Raw genomic sequence first — 18,072 nt, forward strand, 5'->3', positions numbered from 1 at the left:
GCCGAGCTGCCGGCCTGGTTCCAATGATCCGCCAGCATAAAGAGTGTTTGCCGGGCTCCTCAGGCGTAGCAGGTGGCCAGCTTGCATCCGACTGGCCGCCGCGGAAGGCGGTCGATAGCGCCTCATTGAGTCTCGTTTCTGATTCCACGATTCGAGGTCGTCAAAGCCCTCCAGGCCGACGTCTCGGCTGGGCGCCTCATTTGGGGAACTTTGATGGCGGATGGAACCGTCGAAAAAATGCCAATGTAAACAACGTGTTGCGAGAGCCCTTTGATCACATCTGCGTGTTATTTGTGCAACACCCGTTGGAAAACACGTTTCATCGGCCCGTTTCGGAGCGTTCTCTTGTTGTGTGTGCAAGGGCGTTCGGTAATTGTGGCTGAGCGACGGAGGGGGGGCATCCCGAGGTCGTCCCGTTTAGGTCTTTCGCTTAAGTCCCTCGCGTTCATGCGGGTGTGTCCGAAGGCGCGAAGGGACTCGGAGCGGTGATTTAGAGGGGGTTTGGGAATTGGCCGTCCGGTCAGTGACCTTCCCTGAAGAGCAACTTGGAGGTTTAACATGAAGTTGGTTAAGAGCCTTTTGCTCGGCTCAGCGGCGGGTCTGATCGCCGTGGGCGGAGCGCAGGCAGCCGATCTCCCCGTGAAGGCCAAGGCGGTCGAATACGTGAAGATCTGCTCCCTGTATGGAGCCGGGTTCTACTACATCCCGGGCACTGACACCTGCATCAAGCTGGGTGGTTATTTGCGCGCTGAAGTCGGCCTGAACACGAACAGCATTTACGGCACGCAGTCTGCATCTCCCGCGAGCGGGCGCAACCGCCTGAGCAACTATTACACGATGCGCGCTCGTCAGGATCTCAACATCGACACGCGCACCGCGACAGAATACGGCGTCGTCCGCACCTTTTTCGATGCGACGTTCTCCTGGACCACGGGCGGCTATCAGGGCACGGGTTCTGCGTTCGGCGGCACTGCCTATACCGGCACGCTGGGTCTCAACACTGCCGGTGCGTCGCCTGCGCTGGTCGGTTCGTCGATCAACCCGACGGACGGTGGTGCCTCGGGCGGCTCGCTCGGTGTGTATTACGCCTTCATCCAGTTCGCCGGCTTCACCATGGGTAAGGCCGTGTCGCAGTTCGACGCGCCCTGGACCAACTATCCCGGCAACAACTTCGACGGTCTCGTCGGCGGCAGCGGCACGGTCACTGGTGTCAACCAGTTCACCTACACCGCTGACTTCGGTCAGGGCGTCACGGCGTCGTTCTCGGCTGAAGATGCGACGGCCTACTACCAGGCCGGCAACCTCAACCTTAGTGCTGCGGCTGCCTCGGGTGCTAGTGCAATCGCCGGTTTGACCACTGGTGCGCTGGGTGCCAACGCCATCGGCGGTTCGCGTTCTCCGAACCTCGTCGGTATGGTTCGTGTCGACCAGGCTTGGGGTCTCTTCCAGGCGTCGGTTGCGGCGCATGACAACCACGTTGCCTACTACGGCGCCACCGAGCCGACTGGCCATCCCGACGACAAGTGGGGTTGGGCGGTTCAGCTCGCTCTGTCGATCAAGAACATCCCGACCGGCGCGGGTGACACGATCAACATCCAGGGCGTCTACACGGACGGCGCGACCCGCTACAACTTCCAGAACTTGGCGGGTAGCACGTACCTCATGTACGGCAGCTCGGGCATTGCCTACCAGAGCGTCGCTGCGGTTGCTGCTCCGGACACCGTGTTCATCAACGGTGGTCAGCAGGAAACCGTCAAGACCTGGGGTTTCCGTGGTGCTTACACCCACAACTGGGATCCCTACTGGAACACCGCGCTCTACGGTGCGTACGCTCAGGCTCAGTTCGGCAATGGCGCTAAAACCTTCCTCTGCGGAGCTGGCGGCGTCTTCTCGTCGGTTGCGGGCGTGACCTCGTGCAATCCCGACTTCAACATCGCTCAGGTTGGTGTGATCACCCGCTGGACCCCGGTCAAGAACCTCACGTTCTCGGCCGACCTGACGTGGACCCACGTCGACCAGAAGTATTCGGGTGTCATCGCCGGCGGCAACAACTTCCCGGTCGCCAAGCCGGCCGCGGCTTACGAGTTGAAGGATCAGGATTCACTGACCCTGCTTCTCCGCGCTCAGCGCAACTGGTAACGTTCGGTCTAACGACCTGACAGAGAACCCCGGCGGGCAACCGCCGGGGTTTTTCTTTTGCCGGTCGCATGTCTGGTTCGCTCGGGGCAGGTCCGACCTGATACCGCCACTCTCCGTTGATTTCGCGGTCTTGGTTGCGACCTGATGGAAGTCACTGTGGAGGGATGCGCTGCAAGCGGTCTCCGACCGGGGTGCGCAGAGAAGCCCGCCGGTGCCCGGCCCAAACGTACAAGCGCCCCGACGATTTCGCCCTGCAGCAGGAGCGACCTACGCCTTCATCTGTCAGGGCACTGGTTCATCTGCCAGCCGGCGCACCGGCGAGCGCGGCCGATCGGGCCGCAACGGTTGCAGCGCTCAGGGCGTGCGTCGAAAGGGCTTGCTGAGGATCGTGGTCGGCCGCCGGATATGCCTCGGCGACTCAGGTCCTGACGAAGGCGACGCTCGCCCCCATGCTCGGCCGCGAATCGGAACGGGGCAGCGTCATTCCACGCTTACGGCGCCGCGACGCAGATCGGCTTCGATCTGCAAGCGCGTGCCGCCGCCGAAGCGGGCGCGGTAGACCTGAAGGTTCTCCATGATCCGCTGCACGTAGTTGCGCGTCTCGGAGAACGGAATCAGCTCGACCCAGTCGACCGCATCGACCTTCGGATCGCGCGGATCGCCGTAACGCTCTACCCACTTCTTCACGCTGCCGCGGCCGGCATTGTAGGCGGCGAAGGTCATGATGTAGGAGCCGCGATAATCCTCGAGCAATCCGCCGAGCTCGGCCGAGCCGAGCGCGGCGTTGTAGACCGAATCGTTTTTCAGCCGCCCCAGGTCGTAGGTCGCGCCGTGGCGCTTGCAGACGTAGCGGGCGGCGTCCGGCGTCACCTGCATCAGTCCATAGGCCTGCGCCGGCGAAACCACGCGTGGATTGAACGCGCTCTCCTGTCGCGCGATCGCATAGATGATGCTGCGCTCGACGTCGGGGCCGATCGGCGTGAACTGCGGAATGCCGTTGACGGGATAGGCGTAGAAGTCGAATGGCAGGCCGCGGTTGAGGGCAGACTTGCCGACCAGCAGCATGCCCCGTGCATCGCCGTAGCGCTGGGCGAGCTCGCCAAGGCCGGCAAGCGCTTCGGGATCGCCGTTCTCGCCCATGTCGGCGAGCATGGGCACCGCGAGCTCGCGCTCGTCGAGCTCGTAGAGCAGATGCGCCGCGCGCACGATCTCAAGCCGCTCGGCGCCGCGTCCGCGCGGCTGGCTGTTGAGCTCGATCTGCGGCAAGCCGAGTTTGGCCCGGGCGAGCTGGCCGTAATAGCTGGTCGACTGTTCGGCGGCGCGTGCATAGGCGTTGCGCGCCTCCTGCTGACGCCCCATCGCTTCGGCCGCACGGCCCTGCCAATAGCCGGCGCGCGCCAGCGCGGTCGGATTGACGCTGCCGACGCCGATGCGGGCAAAATGCTGGGTTGCGGTCGCGGGGTCGTTGAGGAATCGCAGCGCGATCCACCCGGCGGTGAACTCCTGCTCGGTCTTGTAGATGTCGCGCGAGGGCAGGGCGGCATCGCGCGCGATCAGATAGGCCGTGCGGAATTCCTCGGTGTCGATCATCTTGCGCGCCAGGAGGCGCCGCTCGATCCACCATTCGTCGAGATTGTGAAGGCGACCCGGATCCTTGGGCGCCGACAGCATCAGCTGGGCGGCCTCGGCGAACTTCTCCTCGCGGCGCAGGAGCTGGATCTTGCTGAAGATGTAACCGGGGTCATTGTGCAGCTCGCGCGGCACGGCGTCGAGCAGCGCCCGCGCGTTCGGCGCTTTCTTGACGGCGGCGATGCGGGCCTTGGCGAGCGCGACATAGCCGGCGCCGAGGCGCTTTGCGGCGCGGAGCGCCGCCTCGGTCTCGCTGCCGTAGAGCAGGGTGTCCATCCGCGCCTTCTGGTCGCCCGGCGTCAGCAGGGCACCGAACTGGTCGAGCGCGTTGTTCTCGGTGTCCTCCGACATCGGATCGCTGCGCCAGGCCTCGCGCACCAGCCGCTCGGCATTGGCGCGGTCGCCGCGCGCCAGCATCGCCTTGGCGAGCGTGAAGCGGCCCTTGGCGGAGATCGGAGACTCGTTCTCGAACCACGACCACGCGACCGAATCGTCGCGCCTGTCGTCCCACATCGCGGCCTCGAGGCGCCGGCGCAGGAAGGTCTGCGACGGCCAGGTCGGATTGGCGGAGATGAAGGCGCGATAGCGTTCCACGGTCGCGCCGTTGTCCTCGCTGCGCAGGATGATCCATTCGGCGAGCTTTCGCGCGACCGGATCCGAGATGCCGGCGGCGGCATCGGCGGCGTCGCCGGCCTTGCGTTTGCGTACGAGCTCGATGACGCTCTCGAGCGTGTCCTTGTCGGCTTGCGACGTCGACGATGTCGCCGCAACCGCGGCCGGGATGACCGGCTTGCGTGGCGCCGCATGCTGGCGGGTCGCAGGGGCCAGCACGGGAGCTGCGAGCGGTCTGGCGGCGGTCGGGGCGGTGGGCCTGTCGATGGCCGTCACGGCCGGCGCGGGTGCGGTCTTTGCGGGCTTGGGCGGCGATCCGTTGCTCGCCGGGTGAGATTTCGGCGAGGAGACCGCTGCCGCGGGTTTCGGCTTGTCCTTCGCCGGTTCCTTAGCGGCAGCATCCTTGGCTGGCGTCTTCGCGCCTTCCTTGGCCGGGGTGCCACCCTTGCTCGCGCCCTTCGCTGCGTCCTTGCCGGCTCCCTGGACCGTGCCTTTGGCTGTTTCCTTCGCTGTCTCCTTGGCCGCGCCCTTGCTCGAGTCCTTGGCCGGTCCCTTCGCGGCGTCCCTGGCGGCTGGCTTCGCGGTCTCCTTGTTGCCCGTCTCCGCGGTCGTCTCATTGGACTTGGCGAGGGCGGCGCAACCCAGCGACAGCCCTGCCGTCAGACACACGACCAGACCGGTGGATCGCCATGCGGCACGAGCAAAGGAGGTCACGGCGTTTCGTCGCCCCGAATCAGTGAAGTGGCTCAAGACCTAGCTAAGTTTGATTGAATATGCGGACAAAATACCAACAGCCGCTTACCTCGGGTCGATTTGCACCATCACCGCGGCAAAATCGCGGCCTAAAGGTTGCCCTCACCCGGAAGCGGGCCTTTTACCGGCAGGATAGACCCGATATGAATGGGGCTTGCTCAAGAGATAGCCGCGTACGGAGGGAGTCCATGGCAGCCAAGACGAAGTTCCGGGGGTCGTTCACCGCCTTGGTCACGCCGTTCAAGAACGGCTCGCTGGACGAGGCAGCGTTCCGCTCCCTGGTCAACTGGCAGATTTCGGAGGGGACCAACGGCCTGGTCCCGGTCGGCACCACCGGCGAGAGCCCGACGCTGAGCCATGACGAGCACAAGAAGGTCGTCGAATGGTGCATCGCTGAAGCCAAGGGCCGCGTGCCGGTCATCGCGGGCGCCGGCTCCAACTCGACCAAGGAAGCGATCGAACTCTCCCAGCACGCCGAAAAGGCGGGTGCGGACGCCGTGTTGATCGTCACGCCCTACTATAACAAGCCGACCCAGGAAGGGATGTACCAGCACTTCAAGGCGATCAACGACGCGATCGGCATTCCGATCATCATCTACAACATCCCGCCGCGCTCGGTGATCGACATGTCGGTCGACACCATGAAGCGGCTGTGGGAGCTGAAGAACATCGCCGGCGTCAAGGACGCCACCGCCAGCATGGTTCGCGTGTCGCAGCAGCGCGCGGCGATGGGCGAGGACTTCAACCAGCTTTCGGGCGAGGACGCCACCATCATCGGCTACATGGCCCACGGCGGCCATGGCTGCATCTCGGTGACCTCGAACGTCGCGCCGCGCCTGTGCTCGGAGTTCCACGCCGCCTGGCAGAAGGGCGACACCAAGGCGGCGCTCGCGATCCACGACAAGCTGATGCCGCTGCACAACAACCTCTTCATCGAGAGCAATCCGGCGCCGATCAAGTACGCGATGTCGCTGCTCGGCAAGCTGGACGAGACGCTGCGGCTGCCGATGGTGCCGGTCTCCGAGCCGACCCGCGTTGCCGTGCGCAGCGCGATGGTGCACGCGGGTCTGATCAACTGAGGCGTTAGCTTTTCCCGGGGGGGCGTTCATGAGCGCGGTCGAGGACAAAGGGCCGCGGATGCTCAAGGAGTTCCGCGAGTTCGCCATGAAAGGCAACGTCGTCGACCTCGCGGTCGGCGTCATCATCGGTGCCGCCTTCGGCGGCATCGTCAACTCGCTGGTCGGCGACGTGATCATGCCGATCATCGGTGCCGTCACCGGCGGCCTCGACTTCTCGAACTACTTTACCCCCTTGTCGGCGAAGGTCACGGCCACCAACTTAGCTGATGCGAAAAAGCAAGGCGCCGTGTTGGCTTGGGGCAGCTTTCTCACGCTGGCGATCAACTTCATCATCATTGCCTTCGTGCTGTTCCTGGTGATCCGCGCCATAAACACGCTGAAGCGCAAGGAAGAGGCGGCGCCGGCCGCTCCCCCGAAGCCGTCGGCCGAGGTCGAGCTGCTGACCGAGATCCGCGATCTCCTCAAGAAGTGACGCGCGCGCTTCATCCGAACTGTTAGATTCCGCGCGCATCTCGATCAGGTTTTATCCATCATGGCCGACAAGAACGAACGTCCGATCAAGGTCATGGCGGAGAACCGCAAGGCCCGCTTCAACTATGCGATCGAAGACACGATCGAGGCGGGGATTGCGCTGACGGGGACCGAGGTCAAGTCGATCCGCAACGGCAAGAGCACGATCGCGGAATCCTATGCCGATTCCAAGAACGGCGAGATCTGGCTGATCAACGCCACCATTCCCGAGTATCTCCAGGGCAACCGGTTCAATCACGAGCCCAAGCGGCCGCGCAAACTGCTTCTCCACCGCCGGCAAATCAACAAGCTGATGGGCGCGGTCGACCGCGAGGGCATGACGCTGATCCCGCTCAAGCTCTATTTCAACGAGCGTGGTCGCGCCAAATTGCAGCTTGCGGTTGCAAAGGGCAAGAAGCTGCATGACAAGCGCGAGTCCGAGAAGAAGCGTGACTGGAGCCGGGAGAAGGGCCGGCTGATGCGGGCGAGGGGATGACGCGATGAATCAACGGAACCTGCTCGAGGTCGACTGGAGCCAGATTCCCGCGCCTGCCGACGACGGCGGCGCCGCGCATCTCAAGGGCATGACATTGCCACCGATCGGCCTGCTCGCGACCGACGACACGTCGGTCACGCTGTCGGCGCTGCGCGGCCGCACCGTCGTGTTCGCCTATCCCCGCACCGGCGAGCCCGGCAAGATCGCGCTGGTCGACGATTGGGACATGATCCCGGGGGCGCGCGGCTGCACGCCTCAGACGTGCGCATTTCGCGATCTGTTCGCCGAGCTGAAAGCCGCCGGCGCCTCACACGTGTTCGGCCTCTCGACCCAGAGCAACGTATACCAGACCGAGATGGCTTCGCGCCTGCATCTGCCGTTCCCGGTGCTCTCGGACGAGAAGCTGGCGCTGACGCGCGCCTTGAACCTGCCGACCATGGAGGTCGCGGGCCTGACGCTGATCAAGCGTCTCGCGCTTGTCATCGACGACGCCAGGATCACGCATGTGTTCTACCCGGTGTTCCCGCCCGACCGGAACGCCGGCGACGTGCTCGACTGGCTCAGGGCCAATCCCGCCAAGGCCTAGATCGCCGGCCGAGGGTGAAATGATCTGGTCGAACCGATGCGAGCCAGCTGCGGGGATCACAACCGCCTGACTCCATCAGGCCCTAATCGAGACCGGCCTTCACCTTCGCGAACACGCTTCGGAACATGTCCGGCGTCAGCACGCCGGTGTTCGTGTTGTAGCGCGAGCAATGATAGCTGTCGTAGAGCTTGAACCGGCCTGCCTGATGCACCGCGCCGTGGCCGAAGGGGGCCTGCGAGCCCTTCAGATTCAGCGGCTTGAGCACGCTGTCGTGCGCAATCCGCCCGAGCGCGACGATCGCGCGCAGGTTCGGCATCGACGCCAGATTTGCCACGAGAAATTGGCGGCAGGTGTTGATCTCGACCGGCAGCGGCTTGTTCTGCGGCGGCACGCAATGCACCGCATTGGCGATCCGGCAGTCGACCAGCTTCAGGCCGTCGTCGGGGCGCGCCTGATAGGTCCCCCTGGCAAAGCCGTATTCGATCAGCGTGCTGTAGAGCAGGTCGCCGGCATAATCGCCGGTGAAGGGCCGTCCCGTGCGGTTGGCGCCCTGCATTCCCGGCGCGAGGCCCACGATCAGGAGGCGCGCCTCGAGTTCGCCGAAGGGCGCAACCGGCGCATTGTGCCACAACGGCTCGCGTGCGCGGTTCGCCTCGCGAAAGGCGACCAGACGCGGACAGAGCGGACAGTCACGGTCGGGAACGACGACGAGAGGCTGGCGGCTTGACCGGGCCGCCTCACTCCTCGAAGTCTTCATCGCCCCTCGGCGCCATCGTGGTTGCGCGCTGGAGGAATTGCGGGGCGTGGTGACGTTCGCCACGCTCGCCGCGGTCGCGCGGGGCGGGGCGCTCGGACGGGTCGCGGCCGAGCTTGGATTGCAGCTCGACGAGGTCGGTGAAGACGTCGGCCTGGCGGCGCAGCTCGTCGGCGATCATCGGCGGCTGGCTGGCGATGGTGGAGATCACCGTGACCCGCACGCCGCGGCGCTGCACGGCCTCGACCAGGGAGCGAAAGTCGCCGTCACCCGAGAACAGCACCATCTGGTCGATATGCTCGGCGAGCTCCATGGCGTCCACGGCAAGCTCGATGTCCATGTTGCCCTTGACCTTGCGGCGGCCGGAGGCGTCGATGAATTCCTTGGTCGCCTTGGTGACGACGGTGTAGCCGTTGTAATCCAGCCAGTCGATCAACGGGCGGATCGAGGAGTATTCCTGGTCTTCGATGATGGCGGTGTAATAGAACGCCCGCAACAACGTCCCGCGGCCCTGAAACTCCTTCAGTAGACGCTTGTAATCGATGTCGAAGCCCAGAGTTTTCGCGGTCGCGTAGAGATTGGCCCCATCGATGAAGAGCGCGATCTTGTTGGTAGGAGAAGGTGACATTCAGTTTGCTCGCGTAGTGTTCGTGATTGATCGTTTTTTTTGTTGGCGCGGCGACAGCAAGCCGCGCAGTTCTAAAGTGCCGCTGAGACCCGTCGAAACCGCAAGTCCGGAGAAGCCGGGGCAATCAAGGTATAGTTATGGCGGACTTGCATACACCCGGGGCTGCCCTCGATGGCAGCCCAGAAAACCCCGTCCCAGCCCCAATGTGGCGTTAGCAGAGCCGTTTGGCGAGACCAAATCACAAATTAGCCTTGCGAAATCGTCCCGGCCCCTATAACTAGCCCCCATCATCCACATATTTCGTCCCACCCACAACGGAGCGACAGTCCATGGCTCGCGTCACCGTAGAAGATTGTATCGACAAGGTCGACAACCGGTTTGACTTGGTCCTGCTGGCCGCCCACCGAGCCCGCATGATTTCGTCCGGTTCACAACTAACGGTTGACCGCGATAACGACAAGAACCCTGTTGTGTCTTTGCGTGAAATTGCCGAGACGACGATCTCGCCGGAGGATCTCCGCGAGGAGCTGGTGCACTCGCTCCAGAAGTTCGTCGAAGTGGACGAGCCCGAGCCGGATACGGTGCCGCTGATCGGTTCCGCAGGGGCGAGCGTTGATGCGGACGATACCGAAGTCGCCGTCGAGCGCATGACCGAAGAGGAGCTCCTGAAGGGTCTGGAAGGCCTCGCGCCTCCCGAGGAGCAGCCTGAGGAAGACGAGTAATTCCTCCATCGTGATCGTCGACTGCTTGTGATCTTATCAAAGGCCCGAACCCTTGTTCGGGCCTTTGCTTTTGTTGACGTTTTCGTGGTTACCATAGTGTTGCCGGTTGGCGCTGCGCCTGTCACTGAATTGATCGGACACACGCGCGATCGGAGCTAGGATGTATACAACGGACCGCCTCGGGCCCGTTTGAAAGCAGGACGGAATGGTATATCGGCGCCGCAGACCCACGCAGATGCAGGCCGCAACCGAATCGGTTGCCGTGGCCCCGACTGCGCCGGTCGCGCGGCCCGCCAGGCCCCGCGCGCGCATGATGCGTCAATATGACCTCGTCGAGCGCGTCAGATCCTACAATCCCAACACCAACGAAGACCTGCTGAACCGCGCCTATGTCTACGCCATGAAGGCGCATGGTTCGCAGACCCGCGCCTCGGGCGATCCGTATTTCTCGCATCCGCTCGAAGTGGCGGCCATTCTCACCGACCTGAAGCTCGACGACGCGACGATCGTGGCAGCACTGCTGCACGATACGATCGAGGACACCGAGGCGACGCGGGCCGAGATCGACCAGATCTTCGGGCCGGAGATCGGCGCGCTGGTCGAGGGCCTGACCAAGCTGAAGCGGCTCGAGCTGGTGTCACGCGAGGCCAAGCAGGCCGAGAACCTGCGCAAATTGTTGCTGGCCATTGCTGATGATGTCCGTGTGCTTCTGGTCAAGCTCGCCGACCGCCTGCACAACATGCGCACGCTGGAATTCGTGCCGACGGAATCGCGCCGGCGCATCGCCGAGGAGACGCTCGACATCTACGCGCCGCTGGCGGGGCGCATGGGCATGCAGGAAATGCGCGAGGAGCTGGAGGATCTGTCCTTCCGCACCCTCGATCCCGAAGCCTATTCGGTGGTGATGCAGCGGCTCGACGCGCTTGCCGAGCGCAACCGCAATTTGATCGGCGAGATCGAAGACCAGCTCTCCAACAATCTGCGGCACAGGGGCCTCGGCGCGCGGGTCTATGGCCGCCGCAAGAAGCCGTTCTCGATCTGGACCAAGATGGAGCGCAAGTCGGTCGGCTTCGAGCAATTGTCCGACATCTTCGGCTTCCGCCTCGTCGTCAACGACATCGAGGCCTGCTATCGCGCGCTCGGGATCGTCCACACCACCTGGCCAGTCGTGCCGGGGCGCTTCAAGGACTACATCTCGACGCCGAAACAGAACGACTACCGCTCGATCCACACCACCGTGATCGGCCCCGGCAACCAGCGCGTCGAGCTCCAGATCCGCACCGAGGCGATGGACCAGATCGCCGAGCGCGGCATCGCCGCGCATGTCTTCTACAAGGAAGGCGTGGGCTCGCCGACCGAATACCTCAAGCGCGAGTCCAACGCGTTCGCCTGGCTGCGCCACACCATCGGAATCCTCTCCGAGAGCGCCAATCCCGAGGAATTCCTCGAGCACACCAAGCTTGAGCTGTTCCACGACCAGGTGTTCTGCTTCACCCCGAAGGGCAAGCTGATCGCGCTGCCGCGCCACGCCAACGTGATCGACTTCGCCTATGCGGTGCACACCGACGTCGGCAACAGCGCGGTGGGCTGCAAGATCAACGGCAAGTTCGCGCCGCTATCCTCGGAGCTCCAGAACGGCGACGAGGTCGAGGTGCTGACATCGGAAGCGCAATCGGCGCCGCCGTCGGCCTGGGAGACGCTCGCGGTCACCGGCAAGGCACGCGCCGCGATCCGCCGCGCCACGCGCACCGCCGTGCGCGATCAATATGTCGGCCTCGGCCGGCGCATCGTCGAGCGCCTGTTCGAGCGCGCCAAGATCGAATATGCCGACGACAAGCTCAAGGGCGCGCTGCCGCGGCTCGCGCGCACCTCGATCGAGGACGTCATGGCGGCGGTCGGTCGCGGCGAGATCAAGGCGTCGCACGTCGCGCGTGCGATGTACCCGGACTACAAGGAGGAGCGGATCGCGCGCTACGGCGTCAAGAAGGGGCTTGCGGCCAAGCTCAAGGAAAAGGGCGCCTCGGAGCCGCCGCGCAGCCCGGTCGCGATCCCGATCCGCGGCATCAACTCCGACTTGCCGATCAAGTTCGCGCCCAATGGCGGCGCCGTGCCCGGCGACCGCATCGTCGGCATCGTCACGCCGGGCGAGGGCATCACGATCTATCCGATCCAGGCGCCCGCCCTGAAGGATTTCGAGGAGGAGCCGGAGCGCTGGCTCGACGTCCGCTGGGACATCGAGGACTCCGCGCCGCAGCGCTTCCCGGCCCGCATCAGGGTCGAGAACGTCAACGAGCCCGGCGCGCTGGCGCAGATCGCGACCGTGATCGCCGAGCACGACGGCAACATCGACAACATCAGCATGCAGCGCCGTTCGCCGGACTTCACGGAGACGACGATCGATCTCGAAGTCTACGATCTGAAGCACCTGAGCGCGATCCTGGCTCAGTTGCGCGCGAAGGCGGTCGTCGCCCGCGTCGAACGTGTTAATGGATAGGCGCCTTGCGCATGCGCCTGTCGCCCCGATTTCGTGAGTCCTGAAATGCCCGCAACTCCGCTCCGCCTCGGCGTCAATGTCGACCATGTCGCGACCCTGCGTAACGCGCGCGGTGGCCGCAATCCAGATCCGGTGCGCGCGGCGCTGCTCGCGATCGAGGCCGGCGCCGACGGCATCACCGCGCATCTGCGCGAGGATCGCCGGCACATCCGCGACGAGGACATGGCGCGCCTGAAGGCGGAGATCTCCAAGCCGCTCAATTTCGAGATGGCGGCGACTGACGACATGTTACGCATCTCGCTCGCCACCAAGCCGCATGCGGTCTGCCTGGTTCCGGAGCGGCGCCAGGAGGTGACGACCGAAGGCGGGCTGGATGTGGTCGGCCAGCACAACGCGCTCGCGCCCTATATCGCGCGGCTGAACGATGCCGGCATCCGGGTCTCGCTGTTCATCGCCGCCGATCCCGCTCAGATCGAAATGGCGGCACGGCTGCGCGCGCCCGTGATCGAGATCCACACCGGCGCATGGTGCGACGCCGTTGTCGACGGCCACGCCGACAAGGCCGAGGCCGAATGGCGGCGGATCGTGGCGGGGGCGAAGCTGGCCAAGGATGCGGGGCTCGAGGTCCATGCCGGTCACGGGCTCGACTATGCCACGGCGGAGACGATCGCGGCCCTGCCCGAGATCATGGAGCTCAATATCGGCTACTACATGATCGGCGAGGCGCTGTTCGTGGGTCTGTCCGAGACCGTGCGCAGCATGCGCGCGGCGATGGACCGTGGCCGGAGCCGGGCATGATCATCGGCATCGGCTCCGACCTGATCGACATTACCCGCGTCGCCAAGGTGATCGAACGTCATGGCGAGCGCTTCCTCGACCGCATCTTCACCGCGGCCGAGCGGGCCAAGGCGGAGCGGCGCGCCAAGAACGAGAAGATGGTGGTGGCGACCTACGCCAAGCGCTTCGCCGCCAAGGAGGCCTGCTCCAAGGCGCTCGGCACCGGCATCAGGCGCGGCGTCTGGTGGCGCGACATGGGCGTGGTCAACCTGCCGGGGGGACGGCCGACCATGGAGCTGACCGGCGGTGCGCTGGCCCGGCTTCAGGCCCTGACGCCGGCCGGATTCGAGGCGCGGATCGACGTTTCGATCACCGACGACTGGCCGCTGGCGCAGGCCTTTGTCATCATTTCCGCCGTGCCGCCTGCGAAGCCCTGAGGATATCCGTCCTATTTTATAATTCGTGTGTAAAATCAATATCTTACTCAGTTTTGATGCGATCCTTGATTGCGTGGCCTCCGACAACCGTCTAAAAGTCCGCCGTCGCAAATCAGCTTGGGCGAATTCGGCTTTACGCCGGAATTGGCCCTCACTATCAGAATCAGGACAATCTCCATGGGCCGCGAAGCAATGGGCTGTTCGCGCCAGGAGGGCGCTCTGTGACCGCCGGCCGGAATTGAGAGAGCAATGAGCGTGACTTCAGGAACGAAAACTGAGAGCGGCGTCGGTGAAACGATCCGGGTCGTCATTCATGCTCTCCTGATCGCGCTGGTAATCCGCACCTTCCTGTTTCAGCCTTTCAACATCCCGTCGGGCTCGATGAAGGCGACGCTGCTGGTCGGCGACTATCTGTTCGTCTCGAAATATTCCTACGGCTATAGCCACTATTCGATTCCGTTCTCGCCGCCGCTGTTCTCGGGGCGAATCTGGGGCTCGGATCCGAACCGCGGCGACATCGTCGTGTTCCGCCTGCCGAAGGACGATTCCACGGACTACATCAAGCGCGTGATCGGCCTTCCCGGCGACCGCGTCCAGATGCGGGACGGGCTGCTCTACATCAACGACGCGCCGGTCGAGCGGCAGCGCATGAGCGAATATGTCGGCGAAGACCCCTGTGGCTCGGAAGGCGGCGGCATCTCCCGGGTGAAGCGCTGGAAGGAGACGCTGCCGAACGGCGTGTCCTATGAGACGCTAGACTGCGCCGACAACGGCTACATGGACAACACCAACGTCTACACGGTGCCGCCCGGCCATTTCTTCATGATGGGCGACAATCGCGACAACTCGACCGACAGCCGATTCCTCGGCCAGGTGGGCTACGTGCCGCAGGAGAATCTGATCGGCCGCGCCCAGATGATCTTCTTCTCCATCGCCGAAGGCGAGCATGCCTGGATGTTCTGGCGCTGGCCGTGGGCGGTACGCTGGAATCGTTTCTTCAAAATCGTCCGATGAAAGACGAAGCCAAGGACATCGCGACCCAACCGACCGAGGCGCAAGCGGGCCCCGAAGGGGAAGCTGCGACCAAGACAGCTGCAGACAAGGCACCTGCGAAGAAGAAGCGGGTGCGGAGCAGCAAGGCCAAGGCCAAGGCCACGGATGCGAACGCGGCGCTCGAGGCGCGCATCGGCCACAGCTTCGCTGACCCGAACCTCCTGATGCAGGCGATCACGCATGTCTCGGCGCTGAAGTCCGGACGCAAGCGCGGCGACAGCTATCAGCGGCTGGAATTCCTTGGCGACCACGTGCTCGGGCTCGTCGTCTCCGACATGCTCTATCACGCCTTCCCGAATGCCGACGAAGGCGAGCTGTCCAAGCGTCTGGCCGAGCTCGTGCGCAAGGAAAGCTGCGCCGACGTCGCCAAGTCCCTCGGTCTGGTCGACGACATCAAGCTGGGCTCGGTCGGCCCCAGCGCCGACGCGCGCCTGCGCAAGAGCGTGCTGGGGGACATCTGCGAGGCCGTGATCGGCGCCATCTTCCTCGACGGCGGCCACGCGGCGGCAGCCGAATTCGTCAAGCGCAACTGGACCGAGCGCATGCACAAGCCGCGCCGTCCCTTGCGCGACCCCAAGACCGTGCTGCAGGAATGGGCGCAAGGGAAGGGGCTGCCGACGCCTGTTTACCGCGAGGTCGAGCGCACCGGCCCGCATCACGACCCGCAGTTCCGTGTGGCAGTCGATTTGCCGGGGCTGGCGCCGGCGGAAGGCATCGGCGGCAGCAAGCGCGCGGCAGAGAAGGTGGCAGCTTCAGTGATGATCGAACGCGAAGGCGTTGGCGGCGGCAATGACGGCTGAAGCAAGCGGCGAGGCGCCCACTGGTACGCGCTGCGGCTTCGTTGCGCTGATCGGCGCGCCGAATGTCGGCAAATCCACGCTGGTCAACGCGCTGGTCGGGGCCAAGGTCACAATCGTCTCGCGCAAGGTGCAGACCACGCGCGCGCTGATCCGCGGCATCGTCATCGAGAACAATGCGCAGATCATCCTGGTCGACACGCCCGGCATCTTCTCGCCGAAGCGCCGGCTCGACCGCGCCATGGTCTCGACCGCCTGGAGCGGGGCGCATGACGCCGACGTCGTCTGCGTGCTGCTGGATGCCAAGACCGGGATCGACGAGGAAGCGGAGGCGATCCTCGCCAAGGCCGCCGGCGTCAATCACGAGAAGATCCTGGTGATCAACAAGGTCGATCTGGTCCAGCGCGAGAAGTTGCTGGCGCTGGCGCAAGCCGCCAACGAGCGCATGAAGTTCGCGCGGACCTTCATGATCTCGGCGATCTCGGGCGATGGCGTCGACGACATCCGCAAGACGCTCGCAGAAATGGTGCCGCCGGGCCCGTTCCTCTATCCCGAGGACCAGATGTCGGACGCGCCGATGCGGCAACTCGCGGCCGAGATCACGCGGGAAAAGATCTACCAGAAGCTGCACCAGGAATTGCCCTACCAGTCTACGGTCGAGACCGACAAGTGGGAGGAGCGCAAGGATCATTCGGTGCGGATCGAGCAGACGATCTTCGTCGAGCGCGAAAGCCAGCGCAAGATCGTGCTCGGCAAGGGCGGCGCAACCATCAAGTCGATCGGCGCGGATTCGCGGAAGGAACTGATGCAGATCCTCGACGTGCCGGTGCATCTGTTCCTGTTCGTCAAGGTACGCGAGAACTGGGGCGACGATCCCGATCGCTATCGCGAGATGGGCCTGGACTTCCCCAGGGAATAACCAAGAAAAGATCGGTATCCGATGAGCGTGCCCAGCAACGTCCGGCGCTTCGAAGCGCTGCTCTATGCATCGTTGATGCTGGATGCCCTCTCGGTCGCGGTGCAGGACCGCACGCCCAATGCCGAGATGACCGAGCAGATGATCATGACGGCGAGCTTGCTCGCCGGCGGCATGATCCTGCTGCTGGTCTATTTCGTCTGGCTGGCCGCGCATCGGCGCAAGAACTGGCCGCGCTGGGTGCTGGCGGCGGCCCTGGCATTGTCGGTGATCTCGCTCGGCCAGATCATCGGGGAGAGGGGCCTGGAGCTCGACAGCGCCATCGAGATCGTCTCCTGCGCGCTGACCACGATCGGCCTTTATTTCTCCTTCACCGGCGATGCGCAGGGCTGGTTCAACGCGTGAATCGCGGTGTCCCGGACAAGGGACCCAGGAGTGTGCGGAGAAATGGACCCCCGGCTCGGCAACGCGCCGCTTGCGCGCCGCGTTGCGCCCGGGGCGCGAGTGCGTGCGAGTGGCTCTGGAATCCTGTAGGCTTCTCCCATGGAATGGACCGACGAGGGCATCGTGCTGGGGGTGCGGCGGCATGGCGAGAGCAGCGCCATCGTCGAGCTCTTGACGCGCGCCCATGGCCGTCATCTCGGCCTCGTCCGCGGCGGTGCCGGCTCCCGGATGCGGCCCCTCTTGCAGCCCGGCAACAGCGTCAGCGCGGTGTGGCGGGCGCGGCTCGACGAGCATCTCGGTACCTATGCGGTCGAGGGATTGAAGCTGCGTGCGGCGACGCTGCTGACATCGTCCCATGGGGTCTATGGCGTCACCCATCTCGCCTCGGTTGCGCGGCTCTTGCCGGAGCGCGATCCGCACGAAGAGATCTTTGCGTTGCTCGAGCATTCGCTGGACGATTTCGACGATATCGGCAGCGCCGCCGTACACGTCATTCACTTCGAGCTGGCGATGCTCGCCGAGCTGGGTTTCGGCCTGGCGCTTGAGAATTGCGCGGTGACCGGCGAGACCACGGATCTGATCTATGTTTCGCCGAAGTCCGGCGGCGCCGTGTCGCGCGGTGCGGGCGAGCCGTGGCGCGACCGCCTGCTGCGCCTGCCGCCGTTCCTGCGGCACGGCGAGGTGCACACCGACCTCACGAAGCAGGATCTCCAGGACGGCTTCCGGCTCACCGGCCTGTTCCTGCTGCGGCATGTGCTCGAGCCGCGAGGGCAGGTCCATTCCGACGCAAGGGCAGGCTTCATCAACGCCTTGACACGGCAGCAGGCGAGGGCGGCGATTTCAGCGCCATGACGGTTCCATAGACTGGATTGCCCAACAACGGGGCATTTATTACGGAACCAAACGAAGTTTACCGGATTGGCCCTTGGGGTTCCAAGCCGGGTAAAGCTTCATGCTGATCAAGGGTCTTGTGATATCGGCCGCGCTTGTTGCGCTGGCACCGGACGCACTCGCAGGCGAGCAGTCTGGCGTGTTTCGCCGTGCTTCCTGCACCGTCGTCAGGTTTTATGTGGCGAAATATTCGGCAGCAGCCGCAGAGGCATGGGCGCGGTCCAAGGGCGCGACCGAGGCCGAGATCGAGACGGCCCGGCGTTGCCTGACCAATGCGCCAACCACGGCGCAGGCCCCAAAACCGCCAACCACTCAGCCGGTGACCGCGGGTTGGGCCGGCCACTAGGCGCACTCA

Annotated in this window: 18 protein-coding genes; 15 read left to right on the forward strand and 3 right to left on the reverse strand. The window is 64.5% G+C overall.

Annotated elements, in window-relative coordinates; genetic code table 11:
• Positions 1-558: 558 nt before the first annotated feature.
• Positions 559-2,139 carry a porin gene (locus tag ABIF91_RS32615; RefSeq protein WP_035693746.1) on the forward strand — a complete coding sequence of 527 codons (1,581 nt, stop codon included), beginning with the start codon at positions 559-561 and terminating at the stop codon, positions 2,137-2,139.
• 480 nt (positions 2,140-2,619) lie between these two features.
• Here the strand turns inward: ABIF91_RS32615 and ABIF91_RS32620 are convergent, their stop codons facing one another.
• Positions 2,620-5,094, reverse strand: coding sequence for a transglycosylase SLT domain-containing protein (locus ABIF91_RS32620; RefSeq protein WP_028179704.1), 2,475 nt, complete (start codon positions 5,092-5,094; stop codon positions 2,620-2,622).
• A 227-nt stretch (positions 5,095-5,321) separates the two neighbouring features.
• On the opposite strand from ABIF91_RS32620, the gene dapA reads away from it, so the two are divergent.
• Genes dapA through ABIF91_RS32640 form a run of 4 tightly spaced genes read left to right on the forward strand, consistent with a single transcriptional unit; the run spans position 5,322 to position 7,804 of the window.
• Entirely contained in the window at positions 5,322-6,212 is an 891-nt protein-coding gene (gene dapA, locus ABIF91_RS32625) for a 4-hydroxy-tetrahydrodipicolinate synthase (RefSeq protein WP_028179703.1), read from the forward strand.
• A 58-nt stretch (positions 6,213-6,270) separates the two neighbouring features.
• Complete coding sequence (gene mscL, locus ABIF91_RS32630) at positions 6,271-6,684, forward strand: large conductance mechanosensitive channel protein MscL (RefSeq protein ID WP_028179702.1); 414 nt, start codon at positions 6,271-6,273, stop codon at positions 6,682-6,684.
• A gap of 60 nt (positions 6,685-6,744) precedes the next feature.
• Positions 6,745-7,218, forward strand: a complete 474-nt coding sequence (gene smpB, locus ABIF91_RS32635) for an SsrA-binding protein SmpB (protein WP_024341117.1) — start codon at positions 6,745-6,747, stop codon at positions 7,216-7,218.
• Positions 7,219-7,222: 4 nt separating this feature from the next.
• Complete coding sequence (locus tag ABIF91_RS32640) at positions 7,223-7,804, forward strand: peroxiredoxin (RefSeq protein WP_424579605.1); 582 nt, start codon at positions 7,223-7,225, stop codon at positions 7,802-7,804.
• A gap of 82 nt (positions 7,805-7,886) precedes the next feature.
• Here the strand turns inward: ABIF91_RS32640 and ABIF91_RS32645 are convergent, their stop codons facing one another.
• Together ABIF91_RS32645 and ABIF91_RS32650 are read right to left on the reverse strand one after the other, a co-directional pair.
• Positions 7,887-8,561, reverse strand: a complete 675-nt coding sequence (locus tag ABIF91_RS32645; protein ID WP_028179700.1) for a uracil-DNA glycosylase — start codon at positions 8,559-8,561, stop codon at positions 7,887-7,889.
• Entirely contained in the window at positions 8,542-9,186 is a 645-nt protein-coding gene (locus ABIF91_RS32650; RefSeq protein WP_028179699.1) for an NYN domain-containing protein, read from the reverse strand. Before ABIF91_RS32650 ends, ABIF91_RS32645 begins: the two co-directional genes overlap by 20 nt.
• Before the next feature lie 329 nt (positions 9,187-9,515).
• Between ABIF91_RS32650 and rpoZ the strand changes: the two genes are divergently transcribed.
• The 10 genes from rpoZ (at position 9,516) to ABIF91_RS32700 (ending at position 18,063) form a co-directional block, all read left to right on the forward strand.
• Positions 9,516-9,908 carry a DNA-directed RNA polymerase subunit omega gene (rpoZ, locus tag ABIF91_RS32655; RefSeq protein WP_007603391.1) on the forward strand — a complete coding sequence of 131 codons (393 nt, stop codon included), beginning with the start codon at positions 9,516-9,518 and terminating at the stop codon, positions 9,906-9,908.
• Between the two features lie 205 nt (positions 9,909-10,113).
• Positions 10,114-12,402, forward strand: coding sequence for a RelA/SpoT family protein (locus ABIF91_RS32660; RefSeq protein WP_028179698.1), 2,289 nt, complete (start codon positions 10,114-10,116; stop codon positions 12,400-12,402).
• Positions 12,403-12,447: 45 nt separating this feature from the next.
• A complete protein-coding gene (locus ABIF91_RS32665; protein WP_028179697.1) occupies positions 12,448-13,200 on the forward strand; it encodes a pyridoxine 5'-phosphate synthase in 753 nt (250 codons plus the stop codon).
• Positions 13,197-13,616, forward strand: a complete 420-nt coding sequence (acpS, locus tag ABIF91_RS32670; RefSeq protein WP_028179696.1) for a holo-ACP synthase — start codon at positions 13,197-13,199, stop codon at positions 13,614-13,616. The genes ABIF91_RS32665 and acpS overlap by 4 nt, the downstream gene beginning before the upstream one ends.
• A 249-nt stretch (positions 13,617-13,865) precedes the next feature.
• The gene (lepB, locus tag ABIF91_RS32675) at positions 13,866-14,630 is read left to right on the forward strand and encodes a signal peptidase I (protein ID WP_028179695.1); all 765 of its coding nucleotides are present in this window, start codon (positions 13,866-13,868) and stop codon (positions 14,628-14,630) included.
• Positions 14,627-15,469 carry a ribonuclease III gene (gene rnc, locus ABIF91_RS32680; protein WP_028179694.1) on the forward strand — a complete coding sequence of 281 codons (843 nt, stop codon included), beginning with the start codon at positions 14,627-14,629 and terminating at the stop codon, positions 15,467-15,469. The genes lepB and rnc overlap by 4 nt, the downstream gene beginning before the upstream one ends.
• Positions 15,459-16,385 (forward strand): GTPase Era, encoded by a 927-nt coding sequence (gene era, locus ABIF91_RS32685; RefSeq protein WP_028179693.1) that lies wholly within the window; start codon positions 15,459-15,461, stop codon positions 16,383-16,385. Before rnc ends, era begins: the two co-directional genes overlap by 11 nt.
• 21 nt (positions 16,386-16,406) lie before the next feature.
• The gene (locus ABIF91_RS32690) at positions 16,407-16,787 is read left to right on the forward strand and encodes a hypothetical protein (protein ID WP_028179692.1); all 381 of its coding nucleotides are present in this window, start codon (positions 16,407-16,409) and stop codon (positions 16,785-16,787) included.
• Between the two features lie 138 nt (positions 16,788-16,925).
• A complete protein-coding gene (recO, locus tag ABIF91_RS32695) occupies positions 16,926-17,678 on the forward strand; it encodes a DNA repair protein RecO (RefSeq protein ID WP_028179691.1) in 753 nt (250 codons plus the stop codon).
• A 100-nt stretch (positions 17,679-17,778) separates the two neighbouring features.
• The gene (locus ABIF91_RS32700; protein WP_028179690.1) at positions 17,779-18,063 is read left to right on the forward strand and encodes a hypothetical protein; all 285 of its coding nucleotides are present in this window, start codon (positions 17,779-17,781) and stop codon (positions 18,061-18,063) included.
• Positions 18,064-18,072: the final 9 nt, after the last annotated feature.

It is taken from the genome of Bradyrhizobium sp. USDA 241 (assembly GCF_049739505.1).
GTDB lineage: Bacteria > Pseudomonadota > Alphaproteobacteria > Rhizobiales > Xanthobacteraceae > Bradyrhizobium > Bradyrhizobium liaoningense.